Source organism: Kouleothrix sp. 19917 (assembly GCF_057073505.1).
This window is the reverse complement of the sequence record NZ_CP097099.1, coordinates 3,187,791-3,207,895: the sequence shown is the minus strand read 5'-3', so window position 1 is coordinate 3,207,895 and position 20,105 is coordinate 3,187,791. Positions and strand designations below refer to the sequence as shown.

The 20,105-nt window shown below is 63.1% G+C and carries 16 protein-coding genes and 2 tRNA genes; 7 read left to right on the top strand and 11 right to left on the bottom strand.

Annotated features, from left to right (window positions below; genetic code table 11):
- Positions 1-70: 70 nt before the first annotated feature.
- Positions 71-2,053, bottom strand: a complete 1,983-nt coding sequence (locus M1P90_RS13045) for a beta-alanine-activating enzyme beta-propeller domain-containing protein (RefSeq protein ID WP_483703089.1) — start codon at positions 2,051-2,053, stop codon at positions 71-73.
- Between the two features lie 224 nt (positions 2,054-2,277).
- On the opposite strand from M1P90_RS13045, the gene M1P90_RS13040 reads away from it, so the two are divergent.
- Together M1P90_RS13040 and M1P90_RS13035 are read left to right on the top strand one after the other, a co-directional pair.
- Entirely contained in the window at positions 2,278-3,249 is a 972-nt protein-coding gene (locus M1P90_RS13040; RefSeq protein ID WP_483703088.1) for a GDP-mannose 4,6-dehydratase, read from the top strand.
- Between the two features lie 73 nt (positions 3,250-3,322).
- Positions 3,323-3,976, top strand: a complete 654-nt coding sequence (locus M1P90_RS13035; protein ID WP_483703087.1) for an SH3 domain-containing protein — start codon at positions 3,323-3,325, stop codon at positions 3,974-3,976.
- A 124-nt stretch (positions 3,977-4,100) separates the two neighbouring features.
- Here M1P90_RS13035 and lon read toward each other — a convergent pair whose 3' ends face one another.
- From lon to M1P90_RS13010, 5 genes are all read right to left on the bottom strand, one after another.
- Positions 4,101-6,632: an endopeptidase La gene (gene lon, locus M1P90_RS13030; RefSeq protein WP_483703086.1), complete on the bottom strand. Its 2,532-nt coding sequence runs from the start codon at positions 6,630-6,632 to the stop codon at positions 4,101-4,103.
- A 150-nt stretch (positions 6,633-6,782) separates the two neighbouring features.
- Positions 6,783-7,538: an anti-sigma factor gene (locus M1P90_RS13025; protein ID WP_483703085.1), complete on the bottom strand. Its 756-nt coding sequence runs from the start codon at positions 7,536-7,538 to the stop codon at positions 6,783-6,785.
- A gap of 107 nt (positions 7,539-7,645) precedes the next feature.
- Positions 7,646-8,236 (bottom strand): RNA polymerase sigma factor, encoded by a 591-nt coding sequence (locus M1P90_RS13020; RefSeq protein ID WP_483703084.1) that lies wholly within the window; start codon positions 8,234-8,236, stop codon positions 7,646-7,648.
- 150 nt (positions 8,237-8,386) lie between these two features.
- A complete protein-coding gene (locus M1P90_RS13015) occupies positions 8,387-8,755 on the bottom strand; it encodes a hypothetical protein (protein WP_483703083.1) in 369 nt (122 codons plus the stop codon).
- 223 nt (positions 8,756-8,978) lie between these two features.
- On the bottom strand, positions 8,979-9,233 hold the full coding sequence (locus tag M1P90_RS13010; RefSeq protein ID WP_483703082.1) for a hypothetical protein: 255 nt from the start codon (positions 9,231-9,233) through the stop codon (positions 8,979-8,981).
- Between the two features lie 528 nt (positions 9,234-9,761).
- Here M1P90_RS13010 and M1P90_RS13005 point away from each other — a divergent pair.
- From M1P90_RS13005 to M1P90_RS12995, 3 genes are all read left to right on the top strand, one after another.
- The gene (locus M1P90_RS13005) at positions 9,762-11,750 is read left to right on the top strand and encodes a hypothetical protein (RefSeq protein ID WP_483703081.1); all 1,989 of its coding nucleotides are present in this window, start codon (positions 9,762-9,764) and stop codon (positions 11,748-11,750) included.
- A gap of 98 nt (positions 11,751-11,848) precedes the next feature.
- Positions 11,849-11,935: transfer RNA gene (locus tag M1P90_RS13000), tRNA-Leu, on the top strand.
- Positions 11,936-11,974: 39 nt separating this feature from the next.
- Positions 11,975-12,048: transfer RNA gene (locus M1P90_RS12995), tRNA-Gln, on the top strand.
- Positions 12,049-12,137: 89 nt separating this feature from the next.
- Here the strand turns inward: M1P90_RS12995 and M1P90_RS12990 are convergent.
- The 5 genes from M1P90_RS12990 to M1P90_RS12970 all read right to left on the bottom strand — a co-directional run bounded on the left by M1P90_RS12990 (position 12,138) and on the right by M1P90_RS12970 (position 16,650).
- Positions 12,138-12,791, bottom strand: a complete 654-nt coding sequence (locus M1P90_RS12990) for a DUF4389 domain-containing protein (RefSeq protein WP_483703080.1) — start codon at positions 12,789-12,791, stop codon at positions 12,138-12,140.
- 247 nt (positions 12,792-13,038) lie between these two features.
- Positions 13,039-13,545 (bottom strand): GNAT family N-acetyltransferase, encoded by a 507-nt coding sequence (locus M1P90_RS12985; protein WP_483703079.1) that lies wholly within the window; start codon positions 13,543-13,545, stop codon positions 13,039-13,041.
- Between the two features lie 95 nt (positions 13,546-13,640).
- Entirely contained in the window at positions 13,641-14,318 is a 678-nt protein-coding gene (locus tag M1P90_RS12980; RefSeq protein ID WP_483703078.1) for a hypothetical protein, read from the bottom strand.
- A 379-nt stretch (positions 14,319-14,697) separates the two neighbouring features.
- Positions 14,698-15,648 carry an ADP-ribosylglycohydrolase family protein gene (locus M1P90_RS12975; RefSeq protein WP_483703077.1) on the bottom strand — a complete coding sequence of 317 codons (951 nt, stop codon included), beginning with the start codon at positions 15,646-15,648 and terminating at the stop codon, positions 14,698-14,700.
- A 21-nt stretch (positions 15,649-15,669) separates the two neighbouring features.
- Positions 15,670-16,650: a zinc-dependent alcohol dehydrogenase family protein gene (locus M1P90_RS12970; protein ID WP_483703076.1), complete on the bottom strand. Its 981-nt coding sequence runs from the start codon at positions 16,648-16,650 to the stop codon at positions 15,670-15,672.
- Between the two features lie 443 nt (positions 16,651-17,093).
- Between M1P90_RS12970 and M1P90_RS12965 the strand changes: the two genes are divergently transcribed.
- Entirely contained in the window at positions 17,094-18,935 is a 1,842-nt protein-coding gene (locus tag M1P90_RS12965) for an ABC transporter substrate-binding protein (protein WP_483703075.1), read from the top strand.
- A gap of 82 nt (positions 18,936-19,017) precedes the next feature.
- Complete coding sequence (locus M1P90_RS12960; RefSeq protein ID WP_483703074.1) at positions 19,018-20,097, top strand: ABC transporter permease; 1,080 nt, start codon at positions 19,018-19,020, stop codon at positions 20,095-20,097.
- The last annotated feature ends 8 nt before the right edge of the window (positions 20,098-20,105 follow it).

Below are 20,105 nucleotides of genomic sequence, written 5' to 3'. Positions count from 1 at the left end.
GCAGTGAAAAGCTCCGTTGCCCATTGCAATCCCCAACCCCTAACCCCCGAACCCTGCGCGTTCTCGCGTACTAGGCACGCAGAGCATAGACCTGGTGATCCATCGAGCCGACATACACCACGCCTTCCTGCACGGCGGGCGACGACACAACCGGGCCGTTAGTCTGGAACTTCCAAAGCTGGCTGCCTGTGCCGGCGTCGAGCGCGTAGACAGTGCCATCGGCTGCGCCAAAGAAGATCTTGCCGCCGTCGGAGCGCGGCGACGATGTGATCTGGCTGCTGGTGTCGAATTTCCACGAAAGCCGGCCCGTCTTGGCTTCAAGCGCGTACATGATGCCATCCACGCCGCCAATAAAGACACGCGTTCCTACAACACAGGGTGAAGAATTGACATAATGGTTAGTGCGGTAGCGCCAGGCTGGCCAGCCGCCTTCGCTGTCGAGCGCGTAGATGTTGCCGTCCATCGAGCCGGCAAACACCAGCCCTTCGCCAAAGGCCGGCGAGGAAATAACCGGCTGCTGGGTTTTCTGCTTCCAGCGCAGGCCGCCGTTGCGAATGTCGAAGCTGTAGACGTGCCCATCGCTGCCGCCCACAAATACCGCGCCATTCGCCACGCAGGCCGACGAGCGGATGGGCATCCAGCTGCGGTGCTTCCAGATCATCGTTCCGCGCAGGCCGTCGAGCGCGTAGAAGTGCTGATCGTCGGAGCCGATAAAGACCACGCGATCGTCGACGCGCGGCGACGAGCGCACCGGCTTGGTGGTGCGGAATGTCCAGCGCAGCGCGCCGCGCCGGGTGTCGAGCGCATACACCGCGCCGTCTTCCGAGCCGACGATCACCAGATCCTGCCATACGGTTGGCGACGATGAGATGCCGCCTTCGGTGGGGTATTTCCAGCGAAATTCGCCTCGCTCGCTGTCGATGGCGTAGAGGTTGGTGTCGTAGCAGCCCACATACAGCATGCCATTGCTCACGCACGGCGACGAGCGCACTTCATCTTCGCACTTGAAGCTCCACAGCAGTTCGGTGTTAGCGGTGCGTGGCCGCGCCGGGGAAGTGGCGCTCGGGCGCACCGGAATGCCGCCAATGCTGGCAACCGCGCCACCCAGGCTGGGCAGTTGCAGCAGCGCGGCCTTCATTTCATCGGCCGAGTTCCAGCGCGCCGAAACATCGTACTCAAGCGCGCGCGCCACCACTGCGTCGAGCTCGGGCGAAATCGCCGGGTTGAGCTGGCGCAGCGGGCGCTCGTGGAAGGTGAAGGGCGTTTCCAGGCGCGGGTCGCTGGCGGTGAGCAGGTGGTGCATGGTCGCGCCAAGCGCGTACAGGTCGCCACGCGGCTCGGCCAGGCCGCGATACTGCTCGGGCGGCGAGTAGCCTTCGGTGCCGATCATGGTGCCTTTGCGGTCTCCGCGGTTGAGGTTGCGCGCAATACCGAAGTCGATCAGCACAACCCGTTCTTCGGGCGTTACCATCACGTTCGAGGGCTTGAGATCGCGGAACACCACCGGCTCGGGGCTGCGGTTGTGCAGGTAGGCCAGCACGTCGCAGATCTGCACGGCCCAGCGCGCCACGCGCTCTTCGCTCAGCGGGCCGTGTGCTTCGTCGAGCACCGTTTCGAGATCATGCCCGGGCACCAGCTCCAAAATCAGGTAGAAGCGGCCATTTTCCTCGAAGAAGTCGTACACTTTTGGGATGGCGGGATGCTGCAGGGTGGCGAGCAAGCCCGACTCGCGCTCGAAGTTTTTCAGGTTCAGCAGGCGCGTGTTTGAGTCGGGCGCGCTCTGGAACATTTCTTTGATCGCGCAGGGGCGCACCACGTCTTTGAAGCGCAGGTCGCGCCCGCGATACACCACGCTCATGCCGCCAACGCCGAGCGTGCCTTCGATCGCGTAACGACCCTGGAGCACAACCCCCGGCTGCATGGTTGGCGCAGGCGCTGAACGGCTTTCGGCAGCAGCATTCCCCAGCAGGTTGGTGTCGCCCTCGTCGTATGGCGTGGGCTGCGCCGCTGCGCCGATGCCTTTCGTCGTTCCCGCTTTTTTGATCAAGGGCATGCTGATCCTCCGCGCCGCATAAAGTAGGTAGGTAATGCCATTTTAATCGGTCGAGAGCATTGGCCTATTATAGATGTTTCATCGGCACGAAGCAACTGCCCCGTGGAAAGGAATGCGCAACAATTCGGCAAGGTAGATTGCGATTTCCGATAGTTGCGGTATACTCGCCAGACAAAAAGCTTTGTTGTCAAAACGCTCGACAAGGGGAAAAGGATACTCGCGCCATGCCAACTCGCGTGCTGATCACTGGAATTACTGGCCCGGTCGGCAGCTTTCTTGCCGATTATTTGCTGACCCTGCCCGATGTTGAGGTACACGCGTTTAAGCGCTGGCGCAGCGATCCGCGCCCCATCCAGCAGCTCCAGGGTCGCGTGACTTTCCACGAAGGCGATATCGAAGACCCATTTGCGGTTGCGGCGGCGGTGCGTGCGGCCGCGCCCGACCGAGTGTATCATCTGGCGGCGCAGAGCTACCCTTCGGCCTCGTGGGATGCGCCCATCACGACCATGCGCACAAATGGCGAGGGGACGATTAATGTGCTGGAAGCAGTGCGCGCCCATGCGCCGCAGGCACGCGTGCATATTGCCGGCTCAAGCGCCGAGTATGGCTGGGTGCGCGCCGACGAAGTACCCATTCCTGAAACGCGCGGTCTGCGGCCAGCCTCGCCCTATGGCGTCAGCAAGGTGGCGCAGGAACTGCTGGGCCTGCAATACCACGATAGCTACGGCCTGCATGTGATTGTGACGCGCTCGTTCAACCATGTTGGCCCGCGCCAGGGCGACCGCTGCTCGATTCAGACATTCTGCCAGCAGATGGCGCTGATCGAAGCCGAGCGCCAGCCGCCGGTGCTGCGCGTGGGCAACCTCGAGCCGCGCCGCGACTTCACGCACGTGACGGATGTGGCGCGCGCGCTGTGGCTGCTGCTCGACCGCGGCACGCCCGGCACAGCCTACAACCTTTGCTCGGGCACGGCCACGCGCATTGGCGATATTGTCGAGCTGGTGCGCGCGCGTGGCCGCGTGCCTGTGGATGTGCATGTCGACCCGGCACGGCTGCGCCCGTCCGACGAGCCAATTTTGCAGGGCGACAACTCGCGTCTGCGCGCCGACACGGGCTGGGCGCCGCAGATCGGCATGCCGCAGATTGTCGATGAACTGCTGGCCTACTGGCGTGAAATGTTTGGCGTTGCCGAATAATATTCGCTCGTGCGCTGGCAAACTTGTGCTATCATGCACGCGACGCAGAGCTTCCAGGTGAAAGGAGTGGCCGATGGCACGGGAAGATCGCGATCCCTACGAAACGCGAGCGACTCGCGCGCCACATCGCGGAGATACCGAGCCGACCGATCGTCTTGGCGGGAGTGAGCGCGACCCAGCCGCCGACCCGCTGAACGCCGACTGGCGCGGCTCGCGGGTGACGCGCCGCAACCGCCGCAGCCAGGGAATTCCTTCTTCGCGGCAAGAATTTGCTTTGTGGCTTCAGTATGGCGGCTGGCGCATTGTCGCGGCGGCGGCGGCGCTGGTGGTGCTGCTCGTGCTGATGATCTATGTCTCGCGCTCGCCGCGCCAGGTGCCCAGCGCAACCCCAACGGAAGTGGCGGCCAGCGCGGGCAGCGGCGTGGGTGGGTCGGGCTTGTCGGCCCTGCCAAGCGCAACGGCCAGCATCAGCCCGACGCTCGCGCCCGCAGTGAACGCGAACACTGGCGGCGCGCAGTTCCGCGTGATCAATACCGGCGCGGAGGGCTTATTCCTGCGCCCCGACCACAGCACCGACGGCCCGCCGGTGAAGACGTTACCCGAAGGCGCGGTGGTGACGATCATTGGCCAGGATTATATCGCTCCCGACCGGGTATGGAAGAATATACGTGATGCGGAAGGCTCAGAAGGCTGGGTGGCATCCGATTATCTCCAGGCGGTGCAGTAGCCCATTTGGACAGAGATCGCAGAACGGCCTCGGGTGCTAACCCGAGGCCGTTCTGTTTGTTGGTGCAGTATCAGGAAGGCGATGCGGAAGTGAAAACGAACGCTGGCATTGCAGTCGCCAACTCCTACTCCCCATCCGCCAGGCCCTGCGCTAAAAGCCCATTCGAGCGTTTTTCTTTGGCTTTTTTGCCGTTGCGGCGGGCGTGCGGCTCGTGCAGCGGCGCTTCGCAGATCGCCTGCGCCAGCACTTCGTCCATGTGCTCGACATGGATGAAGCTCAGGCGCCGTTTGACATGCCCCGGCACTTCGGCCAGGTCGCGCTCGTTTTTGCGCGGCAGGATGATCGTGCCAATGCCGGCGCGGTGCGCGCCCAGGATCTTTTCTTTCACGCCGCCCACCGGCAGCACGCGCCCGCGCAGCGTAATTTCGCCCGTCATCGCCACGTCGCGCTTGACGGCGCGGCCAGTCAGCGCCGAGATCAGCGCGGTGGCGAGCGTAATGCCGGCGGAAGGGCCATCTTTCGGCACCGCGCCTTCGGGCACGTGGATGTGAATGTCGGTTTTGTCGAAGCGCCGGTCGTCGATGCCCAGCCGGCGCGCATTGGCTCGCGCAAACGAAAGCGCGGCCTGCGCCGATTCGCGCATGACATCGCCAAGCTGGCCGGTCAGGGTCAGCGCGCCGCGCCCTTCCATCACCGACACTTCAATCGCCATGGTATCGCCGCCATTGGCCGTCCAGCTCAGGCCAGTCGCCACGCCAATTTCGTCGCGTGCTTCGGCGGCGCCGTGGGTGCGAATGGGCGGGCCGAGGTATTTTTCAATCACGGCCGGTGTGACGACGTGTGGGAAGGCGCGGCCTTCGGCAACGCGCCGCGCGATCTTACGGCAGATCGAGCCGATTTCGCGCTCCAGGTTGCGCACGCCGGCCTCGTACGTATAGTGGCGAATCAGGTGGCGCAGCGCTTTTTCGCCAAACTGCACATTGTAATGCTCGGGCTGCGTGTCAACGCCATTGCTGTGCTCGTCGAGCGTGTCGAGCAGCTCGGGCGCGAGGCCGTTGGCTTCGAGCTGCTTGGGAACCAGAAACTGACGGGCGATCTGCAATTTTTCTTCTTCGGTGTAGCCGGGCAGCTGAATGACCTCCATGCGGTCGCGCAGCGGCGGCGGGATGGGGTCGAGCAGGTTGGCGGTGGTGACAAACATCACCCGCGAGAGGTCGTAGGGAACATCGAGATAGTGGTCGGTAAAGGCGTTATTCTGCTCGGGGTCGAGCACTTCGAGTAGCGCAGATGACGGGTCGCCGCGGAAATCGCTGCCGAGCTTGTCGATCTCGTCGAGCATAAACACCGGGTTGATCGTGCCGGCGTCTTTCATTGCCTTGACAATGCGGCCGGGCAGCGCGCCAATATAGGTGCGGCGATGCCCGCGAATTTCGGCTTCGTCGTGGATGCCGCCGAGCGAGATGCGCACGAAATGGCGGCCCAGTGCTTCGGCGATTGAGCGGCCCAGGCTAGTTTTGCCCACGCCGGGTGGCCCGACAAAGCACAGAATTGGCGATTTCAGGCGCGGGCCGGCAAGCTGGCGCACGGCCATGAACTCAAGCATGCGCTCTTTGATCCTGGGCAGGCCATAGTGGTTGGCATCCAGCGTGTGCGCCGCGTCGATCAGGCTGTCGGTGTCGTCGGTTTGCTGTGCCCACGGCAGGTCGAGCAGCCAGTCGAGGTAGGTGCGCAGCACGCTATACTCGGGAGCGGCCGGCGACATGGCTTCCATGCGCTCAAGCTCGTCGAAGGCTTTCAGCTGCACTTTTTCGGGCATGCCGGCGTGCAGGATGCGCTCGCGCAGCTCGATCAGCTCGCGCTGCAAAGGGTCTTCCTGGCCAAGCTCGCGCTGGATGGCCTTCATCTGCTCGCGCAGGAAGAACTCGCGCTGCGATTTGTCGACCTCTTTCTGCACCTGCGTATGAATGCGCGTTTCCAGCTCAAGCACATCGAGCTCTTGCGTGAGCATAATCGAAAGGCGGCGCAGGCGTTCTTCCGGGTCGATCGTTTCGAGGATTTCCTGGCGGCGCGGCACATCCAACGGCAGGGTCGAGGCGATCAGGTCGGCCAGCCAGCCCGGCTCGTCGACATTCATTGCCATAATGTACGAGTCGTCGGGCAGGGTGCGCGAAAGCTTCACGACCTTTTCGAAGAGCGACAGCACCGCGCGCATCATGGCCTCGACGGCAATCGATTTATCTTCCTCGCCATAGATTGGCGTGGCAGTGGCGCGCAGCATGGGCCGCTCGGCGGTGAAGTCGCGCACGCGCATGCGGCGGCGGCCCTGCACCACAATCGATGTCGAGCCGTCGGGCATTTTCAGCACGCGCTGGATGTGCGCTTCGACGCCGATGGTGAACAGGTCGCTGGAGCCAACATCTTCAGTGTCTTGCTCGCGCTGGGCAATTGCCAGGATGGTGCGGTCGTGCTCCATCGCGTCTTCCACCGCTGCCACCGAGCGCTCGCGCCCAACGAACAAAGGCGTGAGCATGTGCGGGAAGAGGACGGTGTTGATCAGCGGGACGATCGGCAGCTCGCGCTCGGCGCTCTGGCCTTCGCCAAGGTGCGCTTCGGGGCTGTTGGGGAAGTCGAACAAAATTGGCAGATCGTCCGGCATGGAAGCTCCTCGGCAGGGCGCGACCTAACGCTTATGCGTGAATGCCGGCCATTATAGCACAGCCGCCTGCCTTGCCCCATGGCGTGCCGGGCAAGCAAACAGACGAGCGCATTGCGCTCGTCTGCTGGGGTTGCACGTTTACGTTTTCGATCAGGCGTTTACCGTCGACGCGATCAGCGGGTTGCTGGTTGGCCCGGGGCTGCCGCCTTCGGGTTCGTTCGTCACGGCTATCACCTCGCCGGCTGCCGGCTCACCATCCGCTATGCTGGCCTGGCCGAAGCCAGCCTGGTTGACGGTGAAAAGCCCGGCGCTGGCTGGCGCGTTCTTGCCCTGAATGCGCCAGAGCTGGTAGACACGGCCGGGCTGGAGCCGCGGCAGCTTGGCAACAAAGACCGTTCGGCCCGTATTGGTTTGCAGCAGGGCAGCCTGGCCAGCTTCCCCTTGCAGCGAGGCCAGCACTTTCGTAGCTTCGCTGATCTGGGCTTGCAGCTCGTTCAGCTGTGTTTGGGCGGTTGCTACCTGCTGCGCCATCTGCGCCGATTGGCTGGTAGCGCCAAAGAACTGGCCCCAGCCGATCACGGCAGCCACAATTGCCACAGCGGCCAGCGTGCCCAGCGACGCAACCCACACGCGCATCCGTGTGGCGATACCGCCACGGCTGGCTGGCGCGCGGCTGGCGCGGCCCGTGGCGAAATCGAGCGTGCGCTGGCGCAGATCGGCGGGCGGCGTTGCTTCGGGCAGGGCGTATGGCAAGGCATTGGCAGCCTGGCGCAGCTCGGCCAGCAGCGCGCGCAGCTCAGGGCTTTGAGCAAGTAATTGGCTTACCTGTGCGAGCTCATCGGGTTCGATGGTGCCGAGGGCATACGCAGTCAGCAAGTCTAGGATGTCATCAGGCGGCGTTGTCATTGTTTTACCAGTGATGGGATAACGGGCGAGTAATGATGTGAGCTCATTCAGCAGTGCGATGAATCATGCCCGTTTGGATGTCTTTCCTTAGGATCATAAACTATTTGTTAGCTGTTTTCGTCCTCAAATGCGCGCAGCAGGTCGCGCAGTTTCGCCAGGCCCAGCCGCAGGCGCGTTTTCACGGTGCCAAGCGGCTCGCCCAGCCGGTCGGCGATCTCGGCGCGCGTCAGGTCGCCATAGTAGGCCAGCTCGACGGCCTGGCGCTGGTTGATGGGAAGTTCAGCCAGGGCTTCGCGCACGGCATCGCGCAGCAGCAGCTGGCCGACATCGCGCTCGGGATCGGAAGGCGCAACGAACGGCGCAGTATCGTCGAGATTTTGCTCGCGTGTGCGGGCGCGCTCGCGTTTGCTGCGGGTTGCGTCGATGGCGCGGTGCCGCGCAATACCGAAGATCCAGGACGATGCCTGCGCAATCCCTGGCTGAAAGGTGCCAGCGGCCTGCCAGATGTTCTGGAAGACATCCTGCACCACTTCTTCGGCGGTTTCGCGGCTGCCCGTAATACGAAGCGCGATGGTATAAATCACGCGACCATAGCGATCGTAAATTGCGCCAAGAGCAGGCTCATGACGCTGCTGCACAAGCGTCAGCAACTCGTCATCACGCAGAGCAACGAGGTCGTTTGTAGTGGTTTGGCTCACGATGAATCATCGTTATAAGGGTGGCAAGCACCTGACTTTTGGCGTACGCCCTTTTCAAGGCGTGAAGAGCGGGCGAACCGGCGACATTATACACGACCCAGCGCCAGGATGGGAGACGACGACGAGGGGCGCGACAGGCGCAAGGGCGGGCTACCGCACGGATGGTTGATCGCGTTCGGCGGGGAAGCGGCTCAGGTAGCCGCCTAACGCTGCCAGACCACAGGCCGCCACGCTTGCCAGCACCAGCACGCGCGGCAGCGAGCCGCCAAGCTGGTTCAGCAGAATGCCCACAATCGCAACCAGGAAGCCATTCATCACGCGATCGCTGCGCGCCATGCGCCCGGCAACATAGCCGCCCACCCCGGTGGAAAGCGTGAGCAGCGCAATAATAATGACGTGCGAGGCTTGGGTGAGATCGGGTTCGGCGGCGAACGATTGGCCGGCAAACGAGACAATCAGCAAGCTGATAAAGAAATCGACCAGGTAGCCTGTAAACACCGCCATCCAGCGAACATTCATAGTGGCTCCATTGGGCGGGGGTGTAACCGCCTGCGCTGGCCCGTAGCTCACCTCAACGGCTCGTGGGCAATGCGCTAATAGTACCATAGGATAGCTGGTGCGGTGGCAGCCGGCGGAAGGCATAAAAAATCGGGTGCGGCGATGGTACCGCGCCCGAGCGCACAAGGTGGGCGTGGAGCGGGCGCCATTGCCCGTTGCCCATTTAGCCTGCCGCGCTAGGCGCTCAGGCGTAAATACCCCAAACCAGCAGGAACATCATAAAGGTCATCTGCATGCCGCGCAGCACGTCGACCTGCACCGCGCGCCAGTATTCCTCGCGGCCAAGCCACCACCACACGCGATGCAGCTGCGGGCGGATCGGCTTGGCAATGCGGTTCTTCAGCTCAATATTGGCGAGCCGCAGCAGCCGGCGCGTGTGGATCACAAGCATGGCCGCCCAGATGGCGATAATGGCAACCTGCACAACAAATCCCACCATAACAATCCTCCGCTCAGCAATTCACAGAATGCAGTAGATCTACGTTGGTCGTGCATACGCAACAGCGCTGCGTGTCTTTAGTATTGGGCCAGATGCCGTGGCTTGCAATCAGTCATAGTTCCTGTTGCCGCCGTGTTTGAGTACTATGCCCGACTGGTACGCCCTGCATATATCTATACAATAGAACGCTGAACGTCGATAGATTGGATGCGCGCGCGGGTGACAATTTTGCAAAATTTGTGGCTGCCGGGTGCTGCTGTTGGCGTGCGTTCTGCCGGAACCTTGTGCATATTGCGTGCCATGAATATGTGTTAATGAGGCTGGGTTTTTGGCTTTTTGGTGCCTTGCAGGTTGCCGCTGCGCAAGCGTTGCCGGGCCAGGCACAGCCGTTTTCGTCAAGAAACTACACGCTAAAGGTTTGTGCCGCCGTGCTATTTTGGCTACAATACCTGTGGTTTTAGCCCGACAATGCTGGCAGGTGCATTTCTACCCGCAATGCAGGCGCGCACGCGCCGGAAAAGGATTCATATGCGGCGACCATTGCTTGTGTTTCTCAGCGCGTTTCTGCTTGGCGCATGCGCGCTGCCTTTTGGCCCCCAGCCCGGTGGAGACGCCAATGCCCCAACTGCGGCGGCGCTGCCAACCCGCATGATTGCGACCCCCGCGCCCACCGCGATGCGCTTCGATGCATCGCCCACGCCCGCCGAGGCCGCGAATGATCTGCCCATCGACTCGCCCGAAACAATTGCGGCGGCCAAACCCGCCGAGCGCGACCAGGTTGCGCTGGCTGAAGCATTTAAGGGCATTGGCGATATTCCAACCGTGGCGCGCACCACGCCGCTGGATGTGAAAGTTGGTGATGTCGAGACTTTCTGGGTTTCCGACCTGGCCAACAACACGAACTACCAGGTCAAGGCGCAATTGCGCTACGCCGGGCCGGTGCTGCTGATGTATGTCGATACCACGGTGGACGTGGCGCAGCCCTATATTGAGAAGTCGGCCAAAGAGTTTGAGGACAGCATCTACCAGCGCGACCGCGAGCTGTTTGGGCACGAACTGTCGCCCGGCATCGATGGCGACGTGCGCCTGACGGTGCTGAACACGCCATTGAATGGTGCGGGCGGCTATTTCTCCTCGGCCGACGGCGTGGTCAAGGCGGTGAATCGCTTCAGCAACGAGCGCGAGATGTTCGTGATTGGCATCAACTCCTACCCGATTGGCGACCCTTCGTATGGCTCGACGCTGGCGCACGAATTTCAGCACATGATCGAGTGGAACGTGGCGCGGCGCAGCCCGAGCTGGTTCAACGAAGGCATGTCGACCCTGGCGGAAGACCTGAACGGCTTTATCGACAATGGCACGCCGCGCCGCTACCTGGAAGACCCCGATCTCCAGCTCACAACTTGGTCGACTGATGCGGCGACGACGGGCAACCACTACGGCGCTTCACAGCTGTTTTTGCGCTATTTCTTCCAGCAGTATGGCAGCGATGCCGGCATTGCCGAGCTGATCAAAGAAGATGCTGGCAATAATCTGGATGTATTCGCGCAGGTGGCTGCACGCAAGCGCCCCGAGATCAAGCAGTTCGCCGATGTCTATGCCGACTGGGCGGTGGCGAATGTGCTCAACGACCGCAGGGTAGACGGCGGGCGCTACGCCTACCAGCTGCTGCCCGGGCCGGCCGCAACAACGCAGCTGCAAGGCGACCAGGGCGCGGCGCTTGTGAACCAGTTTGGCGTGGATTACTACGATGGCCTGACTGGGCCAATGACGCTGAGCTTCGATGGTTCGGACACCGTGGGTCTGATTGGCACACAGCCGCGCGAAGGCAAGGCCATGTGGTGGAGCAATCGCGGCGACGATGGCGTGCAAACCCTGACGCGGGAGGTTGACCTGAGCAGCGTGAAGTCGGCAACGCTGCAATTCGCGGCGTGGTATGAGATTGAGCTTGATTGGGATTATGGCTTTGTGACGGTTTCAACCGATGGTGGCAAGAACTGGACAACCCTGGAATCGACGACGACCACCACCAGCAACCCGCAAGACGCCAACTTCGGCAACGGCTTCACGGGGGTAAGCGGCTCGCCCGGCACCGAAACCGACAAGGGCGTGCGCGGCGCATGGATCGACGAAAAGGTCGATCTTTCGCCCTACGCGGGCCAGAAGGTGCTGCTGCGCTTCTGGATGGTCAACGATGCTGCCTATAACGCACAAGGCATGGCCCTCGACAATATTCGTATCCCCGAGCTGAACTACGCCGATGGCGCGGAAGATGGTGATGGTGGCTGGCAGGCCGAGGGCTTTGTGCGCACCAGCGGCGAGCTTGCGCAAACATGGGCGCTGCGCCTGATCCGCACAAATGGCGGCACGCCGTCTGTCGAGCCGGTAGCAGTGGACGAGCAGGGGCGGGCGACGGTGCAGCTGGCAAATGGCGAGCGCGGCACGCTGGCGGTGATGGGCACAACGCCGTTCACCACCGAGCCGGCGCGCTATTCATACAGCGTCACAAAGCAGTAACGCGAACACACCTTGCTTGCTGTGGCGGGGGTTCCGGCGCGCGTTTGACAAAAGCAGGGAGCTGCGGTATTATACGTGGCGTCAGGGAATCACCGCAAGCCGAAGTGGCGGAACTGGCAGACGCGCTACGTTCAGGGCGTAGTGAGGGTGACCTCGTGGGAGTTCAAATCTCCCCTTCGGCACCAGCAAGGGTGGTTCGCTTACACAGCGAACCACCCTGACTTTGGGGAATAGTTTAACGGTAGAACGCCTGACTCTGGATCAGGTAGTTGGGGTTCGAGTCCCTGTTCCCCAGCCAAACACAAAAACGACCGCCCGCTGAGCTTTCTCAACGGGCGGTCGTTTTTGTGTTTGGCGATGTGATGCGGCGCGCGCCAGCGCCGAGCGCTAGCGCAGGCTGAATGGCGGGTAGCGGTCAGTGACCAGCAAGAATGCGTAGGCGTTCACGCGCAGCCCCCAGCGGCCTACGCCAACCACAAAATCGAACAGCTGATGCGGGTAGTGCCCGGTGAACAGAATCATTACCCAGGCAATCAGCACCGCAAAGAATGCGGCGACCGAAAGCAACGCCAGGGCGATGAAATGCGGAATTGCCAGCACCCACTTGACCAGCGGCATCCAGCGGTTGAGGTCGCGTGGCACGTCGGGGTAGTCGATCTCCAGATGCACGGCCTGCTCTTCAACTGTTGAGGGGTAGCGATCGGTGAGCAGCACCAGATACGCGCCAACGCGATACTCAAAGCGGGTGAGCTCGCGCGCAAAATTGAACCACCAGCGCGGGTAGCGCTGGCGCACGATAATCATCAGGGCCGTGGCAACAGCCAGCCCGCCAGCAAGGCCACCAGCTGCCTCGCGCGTTCTTCGCACCACCTCGCCGGCTTCGTTCAGCACCACCGTCGTTGTTTGGCCTGCCCCGGAAAGCAGCCCCAGAATAATCGCGATCGGGATGACCCACAGGATGCGAAAGAATGTCGTCACCCGGTCGAGCTGCTCGGGGTAGTCGATATCCAGGCGCGCAGCATAGTTGGGAGAAGCAAGCATGGGAAACACTCCTTGTCGCCTGCTCTTGCGCGCGGAATGAGGAGCGTACTGTGGCGAAGATAGCCGTGTGGGGAACAGGCGCATTGTGGGGTTGCAGGCCAGTGAATTACCTGGCCGTGGCTTTCAGTCTATATCCGCGCAGCCATTCATGCAGGGAAGAATGCGATCGTTGGGGGAAAGATTTCTTCACACGCTGTTTATGCGCGGGCAGCTTCCAGCACTATGACACTGAATGCGAGAAGCTGAATCACGCTGTCGCGCCTGCCTGCCCAAGCTCTTTCTCATAGCACAGGCTCAGCGGGTCAGCGGTGTAGGGGCCGAAGGGCGGGATGCGCCGGAAGCCAGCCCCTTCATAGAGGCGAAGGGCGGCGTGCTGGTGGATGCCGGTTTCCAGGCGCAGCAGCGCGATGCCATTCTGGCGGGTGTATGCGGCCAGATGTTCGAGCAAGGCCTCGCCCAGGTGGCGGCCCCGGAAGTGCGGGCGGACGTACATGCGCTTTAGCTCGCCATACTCGCTGCCAACCAGCTTCACGCCACCGCAGCCGGCCGCCTGCCCGCCCACCCGCAGCACAAAGAACGCAACTTCGTCGGCCAGCAGCCTGGCAACGCTAAAGCCGTGGCGGCTCTCGCTGGGGTAGAGCGGCTCCAGCACCGCGTCGAGCTCACCGATCAAGGCCAGTGCTTCGGGAGTGTCGGGGCGCTCGCGCGCAATCGCGATGTCGCTTTCGGGCCCATCAGGAAGCTCAGAAGGCATGGCGGCTTTGCTCCAGTGTTGGCTGCGGCTTGGGTGCTTCCCTATGATACTCGAATTTGGTCAGACCTGATGAGAGCTACTCCTGATGTGCCTTGCTACAAATTAAAATGATGGCGTGTAAGAAAGCGCGCTAGCCGTGTTGCAAGGCCGCGCTGCTTGTGGGCCGTCGCGCATTGTGCGGCGTGAAGCTCTTTCTGAAACTGTTGCCAGTCGGGATGCTGCGGCGCGCGCCAGCTGGGTGTTTCGGGTGCAATGCCGGTTGGCGCGGCGGTGATCAGGCTCTCGAGGTCGGGCAGGGGAATGCCGGGCAAGCCTGTGCCGCTCGGCTCGAACATCACACTGGCGTCGTCAATATGGTAGCGCGGCGCATGGACGCGATCAAACCAGTGGTTGGGTTCCCAGTGGTGTGCGGGAACGGGCAGGCCGGCAATGCCGTAAGCGCGCAGCACATCATAGGTTGCGTCCATGCAGTTGTGGCCGAAGACATCGTATGGCCGGCTGCTCAGCCAGGCGACCGTGCGCCACGCCCGCGCAATGTTCGCGCTTTCGAGCGAAATAACTTTGAAGTCGGTGTAGCGCCGCTGGCGCATGGGCTCAACCGGGTTGCGCGTGCGCAGCGCCCAGAAGCCATCGTCGCGTGGCGGGGTGCGCAAATGGTGAAGCGGGTTTTCAACCGATCCGGCACAGAACGAGCCGTCACCGCAATCGAATGCCCAGCCGGCGTGGCCCAGGCCGCGCGCGCCACTGCGGCGAACAAAGACAACCGCACGCATAATACTCCCCCACTTTCCCGAACTCTGCCGCGCTGCGAACGGAGCATGTCTCTTTTGAAGAGAGGAATGCAAACAGCGTGCCACTGGCTTTGCGTGCGGTTGTAAGACGCGCTGTGGCAGGATGAGGGCGCGCCGATGAATGGCGGCAGGAAAGCTCACCACAGAGACACAGAGACACAGAGATTTGGTATTGCTGCCTGCTGCCTGCTGCCTGCTGCCTGCTGCCTGCTGCCTGCTGCCGACTGCCTGCTGCCTGCTGCCTGCTGCCTGCTGCCTGCTGCCTGCTGCCTGCTGCCTGCTGCCTGCTGCCTGCTGCCTGCTGCCTGCTGCCTGCTGCCTGCTGCCTGCTGCCGACTGCCTGCTGCCTGCTGCCTGCTGCCTACTGCCGACTGCCGCCCGCACTCAGCGCCAGCAGATCGTCGGCCATCCTGGTGATCATGTCGCCCTGCGCCAGCCGCGCGCGCCATTCCGCCGGGATGCCTGCTGCGCCGTAATATGCGCCCGCAATCTGGCCATACACTGCGGCAGTGGTGTCGGCGTCGTCGCCCAGGTTTGCCGCCATCAGGCAGCCGTCGCGGAAGGTATCGCTGTGCGCGAATGCCCATAGTGCCGCTTCCAGCGAGGCGACGACATAGCCCGTGCCGCGAATTTCGGGCGGCTGCTTGCGCCAGAACGAGCCAGCCGCCACCGCGTCGATTGCCGGGGCGAGCGGCTGCGCGGCCCAGCCATCGCCAAGCGGGCTGTAGCGCGTCGCAAGCAGCGTGGCCTTGGCTTCGCCGCGCAGCGCGCCAAGCAGCAGGCCAGCCATGTAGCGGCAGCCATCCACCGCCGCCGCCGTGGCGTGCGTGGTGCGCGAGCTGTCGGCGGCGCGCGCGATGGCCGTGGCCGGGTCGTGCGCGAAGGCCAGCACGGCCGGGGCCAGCCGCATGATCGAGCCATTGCCAGCCGCGCGCGGGTCGTCCGAGCCGGCGAAAGGATTGCCATCGGCGGTGAAACGCTGCAACGCTCCGCGCACAGTGATGCCAATATCGAAACAGCTGCCCGTGCTCGACATGTAGCCATCGCGCATCCAGCGCACGTAGCGGCTGATCTGGTCGCGGGCGTCGAAGCCGCCGCATTCGATCAGGCTGGCCGCCAGACACAGCGCCATTGAGGTGTCGTCGGTCCACTGGCCGGGCTGCAAGCCAAACGGCCCGCCGCCGACCATGTCGGCAATTGGCGCGAAGCTGCCGGGCAATTTGAACTCAAGCGTAGTGCCAACCGCGTCGCCAGCCGCCAGGCCCAGCATCGCGCCGCGGAAGCGGTTGTTCAGGTCGGGTGTTGTGGTCATGTGCTCCTCGGTGAACAAGGCTTATCCAATCAGCAGAACTTTGCCGTGGCGCGTGCCACTTTCTGCCAGCGCCACCGCCTCGGCGAACTGCGCCAGATCGAACTCGGCCGCGACAGGCGCGCGCAGGGTGCCGTCGGCAATCAGCGGCAGGATGGCGGCAAACAGCGCCGCGCGCGCAGCCGGGCTGGCGCTGCGCAGCCACTGCACCAGCCACCAGCCGCGCACGGTTTGCCCGCGAAACAAGAGCGTGCCTGGGTCGATCATCAGCGGCTTGCCGCTCATTGCGCCAAACACCACCAGCGTGCCGCCGCGCCCCAGCGAAGCCACCAGCCGCGCCCCGCTTGCGCCCGCCACCGAGTCGATTGCGTAGCGCACGCCCTTGCCGCCCGTGATCGCCCGCACACGCTCGACCACATCTTCGTCGGCTTCGCAGATCACTTCATCCGCGCCAGCCGCGCGCAGATCGTCAACCACATCGCGGCGGCGCACAACATTGATCGAGCGGTAGCCCAGCTTGCGGCACAGCTGAATGACGAAATAGCCCACCGCCGAGTTCGCGGCGTTTTGCAGCACCCACGCGCCCGGCTCGACTTTCAGCTCTTCCTGAAGCAGCAGCCAGGCAGTGGTGGGGTTTGCCACCAGCATGGCGGCGTCGCGCGGCGCGAGCGTGCCCGGCACCGCCATCAGCGCGTCGGCGTCGGCGATGGCGTATTCCTGCCAGGTGCCCACCGGCGCCAGCGACACAACCTGCTGCCCGGGCGCGAATTGGTCAACGCCCGCGCCAAGCGCCGCAACTGTGCCCGCGCCTTCCATACCTGCCACTGCCGGCAGGCGCGGCTGCACGCCATACTGCCCGCGAATCTGAAACAGATCAGACGGGTTGATCGGGCGGGCCTGCAAGCGCACCAGCACCTGCCCCGGCCCCGGCTCGGGAACGGGCTTCTCGACCAGGCGAAGCACTTCGGCAGGCTCGCCATTGGCGGCGTATTCAATTGCGCGCATTGCCTTCTCCTTCTCGAATAATGCGCCATCATAGCATGTTCGGGCGTGGCCTGGTGCAGCCCGCCGGCGATTGTAAAATGTGTAAAGCGTTTTCGCGCATTGTTCAGCACCAGGGATAGAGCTTTGACGCCGATACTCCTTTTTGCTATAATCGCCACACGCAAAATTCCTTTGGTAGCTCGCACCGGCACTGCGAGCGGCACCCGACGTTGCCTGAGCTATCGCCGCGAGCGCGATTTTCTTGTGAACTGCGCCTGCGCATCAACGCTCAGCAGGGCAGCAGGCACACACTCCATTCTTTTGTGTGGGGCGGGCTGGAAATGGGCCGGGTGTTCGCGCTGGCTTGCCCCCACAATACCTGGGGGGAGGTGATCGACGAAGCCCGGCGTATCCCATCCCGATGTTCCGCAGATACAGATTTTCCAATTGCGAAAGGAAGGCCCATGCGACTCGTTTCTGGTAAACGAAGCCTGGTATCAGTGCTCTTGTTTGCGCTGATCCTCCCGATTCTTGCGGCCTGTGGCGGCGGCGCGCCGACCGCGACCGAGCAGCCCACCGCTGCGCCTGCAGCCGCCACTGCGGCCCCCGAGCCAACGGCGGCAATGGCCGAGCCCACCGCCATGGCTGAACCAACGGCGGCAATGGCCGAGCCCACCGCTATGGCTGAGCCGGCTGGCGACCCGATCGGCGGCCTGACGACCACCAACGACCTGATGGTCGCCAGCGTGAAGGCCTGCGACGCCGAGTACGCCGGCCAGAAGTATGCCGGCCTGATCAAGGAGATCGCTGCGGTCGACAAGAACACGGTGAAGTTCACCATGTGCGCGCCCGACCCCGCCTTCCCCTCGAAGGTCGCCTTCTCGTCGTTCGCGATTGAGCCGAGCGAGTACCTGGAGAAGACCGGCGGCACCGGCGATCTGCTGGAGAAGCCGATTGGCACCGGCCCGTATGCGCTCGACACCTGGACCAAGGGCGACAGCATCACCTTCAAGCGCAACGAGGAATACTGGGGCACCAAGGCCAGCGCCGCAACCCTGATCTTCCGCTGGAGCACCGAAGCCGCGCAGCGCCTGCTTGAGCTGCAGTCGGGCACGGTCGACGGCATCGACAATGTCGCCCCCGATGATTTCGACACCGTCAAGAACGACACGAACCTGCAGCTGATCGAGCGCCCGGCGCTGAACGTCATGTACGTTGGCATGAACAACACCGCCGCGCCGTTCGACAACGAGAAGGTGCGCCAGGCGATCGCCATGGGCATCGACCGCGACCGCATCGTCAAGAACTTCTACCCGGCTGGCTCGGAAGTTGCGGGCTTCTTCACGCCCTGCGCCATCCCGAACGGCTGCGCCGGCGAAGAGTGGTATAAGTTCGACGCCGCTGCCGCCAAGAAGATGCTGGCCGACGCTGGCTTCCCCGATGGCTTCGAGACCGAGCTGGCCTACCGCGACGTGGTTCGCGGCTACCTGCCCCAGCCAAACCAGGTTGCTGAAGACATCCAGGCCCAGCTGAAGGAAAACCTGAACATCACCGTCAAGATCAACAAGATGGAGTCGACCGCCTTCCTCGACGCGGCGAGCGCGGGCCAGCTCAAGGGCCTGTTCATGCTGGGCTGGGGCGCCGACTACCCCGACCAGACCAACTTCCTCGACTATCACTTCGGCGCTGGCGCGAGCGACTCGTTCGGCAAGAAGTTCGACGACCTGACCAAAGTGCTGAAAGACGCCGCCTCACAGGCGACCGACGACAAGCGCAAGCCGCTCTACGAGCAGGCCAACGCCCTGATCAAGACGGACGTCCCGATGGTGCCGGTTGCGCACGGCGGATCGGCTGTGGCCTTCAAGGCCGATGTCAAGGGCGCGCACACCAGCCCGCTGGGCAACGAGATCTTCGCGCAGATGGATCCGGGCGGCCGCGACACCTTTGTGTGGATGCAGAACGCCGAGCCGGGTAGCGTCTACTGTGGCGACGAAACCGACGGCGAGTCGCTGCGCGCCTGCAACATGGTCACCGAGGGTCTGCTGGCCTACGAGAAGGGCGGCACCAAGGCTGTTCCCGCGCTGGCCACCGGCTGCGAAGCCAATGCCGACCTGACCGAGTGGACCTGCAAGCTCCGCGAGGGCGTGAAGTTCCACGACGGCTCGGATTTCGACGCCAACGACGTCGTGATGACCTACTACATCCAGTGGGACGCCGCGAGCCCCATGCACAAGGGCCGCACCGGCAGCTTCGATTACTTCTCGGCGCTGTGGGGTGGCTTCATGAACGCGAAGCCGGCCACCTAGGCCTCTGCGCGTCGCGACCTGCCGAATGCGGCCGGGGCACAGGGCTGCCCTGGCCGCATTCCCCAATCAATGGGATGCTGCCATGTTTCAATACCTCAGCCGGCGCGTGCTTACCGCTATCCCCGTGCTTATTGGCGTCATGCTCGTCACCTTTGCCATGGCGCGCATGATCCCCGGCGGGCCGTGCGTGGCAATGCTTGGCGAAAAGGCGCGCCCCGAAACCTGCGCGCGTTTCAATGCCGAAAAAGGCTTTGATCGCCCCATACCCGTGCAGCTTGCCGTGTACGTGCGCGACGTCGTCACCGGCGATCTCGGCACCTCGATCCGCTTCAACCGCGCCGTCACGCAAATCATCGTCGAGCGCCTGCCGCTCACGATGGAACTGGGCATGGTTGCGTTGCTGATCGCCACGCTGATTGGCGTCCCAGCCGGCATTATCTCGGCCATCCGCCGCAACTCGGCCATCGATGTTGGCACGATGGTTGGCGCGAATATTGGCGTTTCCATGCCGGTGTTCTGGCTGGGGCTGATGCTGGCCTATGTCTTCGCCATCGTGCTGAAAGGCACGCCCTTCCAGCTGCCACCTTCGGGCCGGCTTTCGGCCGGCGTCACATCCACGCCCTTTTTCGAGGTGCTTGGCTGGTCGGCACCAAAAGGCTCGTTCCGGCTCAGCCTGCTGCAGTTTATTGCAAACTTCTACGTCTTTAATTCGATCATTACCGGCCAGTGGGCGGTGCTGGGCGATGCGCTGAAGCACTTGCTGCTGCCTTCGGTGGCGCTGGCCACCATCCCCATGTCGATCATCGCCCGCATGACACGCGCCAGCATGCTCGACGTGCTTGGCCGCGACTATGTGCGCACTGCGCGCGCCAAGGGCCTGGCAAACATCAAGGTAATCATGGCGCACGCCTTTAAGAATGCGCTGCTGCCAATCGTGACGATCATCGGCCTGCAGCTTGGCGGCGTGTTCAGCGGCGCTGTGCTGACGGAAACAATCTTCGGGCTGGCGGGCGTTGGCCGCATGCTCTACGAAGGCATCACCGCGCGCGATTACCCGGTGATCCAGGGCTTCACGCTCGTCATTGCGTTTGGCTATGTCGCGGTGAACTTATTGGTCGATCTTTCGTATGCGTTCTTCGACCCGCGCATCCGACTGGAGTGAGTAGACGC

Bases quoted from the DNA above. Each gene is read 5' to 3' on its own strand.
- M1P90_RS13045 (WP_483703089.1), bottom strand. From the start codon at position 2,053: ATGCCCTTGATCAAAAAAGCGGGAACGACGAAAGGCATCGGCGCAGCG.
- M1P90_RS13040 (WP_483703088.1), top strand. From the start codon at position 2,278: ATGCCAACTCGCGTGCTGATCACTGGAATTACTGGCCCGGTCGGCAGC.
- M1P90_RS13035 (WP_483703087.1), top strand. From the start codon at position 3,323: ATGGCACGGGAAGATCGCGATCCCTACGAAACGCGAGCGACTCGCGCG.
- lon (WP_483703086.1), bottom strand. From the start codon at position 6,632: ATGCCGGACGATCTGCCAATTTTGTTCGACTTCCCCAACAGCCCCGAA.
- M1P90_RS13025 (WP_483703085.1), bottom strand. From the start codon at position 7,538: ATGACAACGCCGCCTGATGACATCCTAGACTTGCTGACTGCGTATGCC.
- M1P90_RS13015 (WP_483703083.1), bottom strand. From the start codon at position 8,755: ATGAATGTTCGCTGGATGGCGGTGTTTACAGGCTACCTGGTCGATTTC.
- M1P90_RS13010 (WP_483703082.1), bottom strand. From the start codon at position 9,233: ATGGTGGGATTTGTTGTGCAGGTTGCCATTATCGCCATCTGGGCGGCC.
- M1P90_RS13005 (WP_483703081.1), top strand. From the start codon at position 9,762: ATGCGGCGACCATTGCTTGTGTTTCTCAGCGCGTTTCTGCTTGGCGCA.
- M1P90_RS12990 (WP_483703080.1), bottom strand. From the start codon at position 12,791: ATGCTTGCTTCTCCCAACTATGCTGCGCGCCTGGATATCGACTACCCC.
- M1P90_RS12985 (WP_483703079.1), bottom strand. From the start codon at position 13,545: ATGCCTTCTGAGCTTCCTGATGGGCCCGAAAGCGACATCGCGATTGCG.
- M1P90_RS12980 (WP_483703078.1), bottom strand. From the start codon at position 14,318: ATGCGTGCGGTTGTCTTTGTTCGCCGCAGTGGCGCGCGCGGCCTGGGC.
- M1P90_RS12975 (WP_483703077.1), bottom strand. From the start codon at position 15,648: ATGACCACAACACCCGACCTGAACAACCGCTTCCGCGGCGCGATGCTG.
- M1P90_RS12970 (WP_483703076.1), bottom strand. From the start codon at position 16,650: ATGCGCGCAATTGAATACGCCGCCAATGGCGAGCCTGCCGAAGTGCTT.
- M1P90_RS12965 (WP_483703075.1), top strand. From the start codon at position 17,094: ATGCGACTCGTTTCTGGTAAACGAAGCCTGGTATCAGTGCTCTTGTTT.
- M1P90_RS12960 (WP_483703074.1), top strand. From the start codon at position 19,018: ATGTTTCAATACCTCAGCCGGCGCGTGCTTACCGCTATCCCCGTGCTT.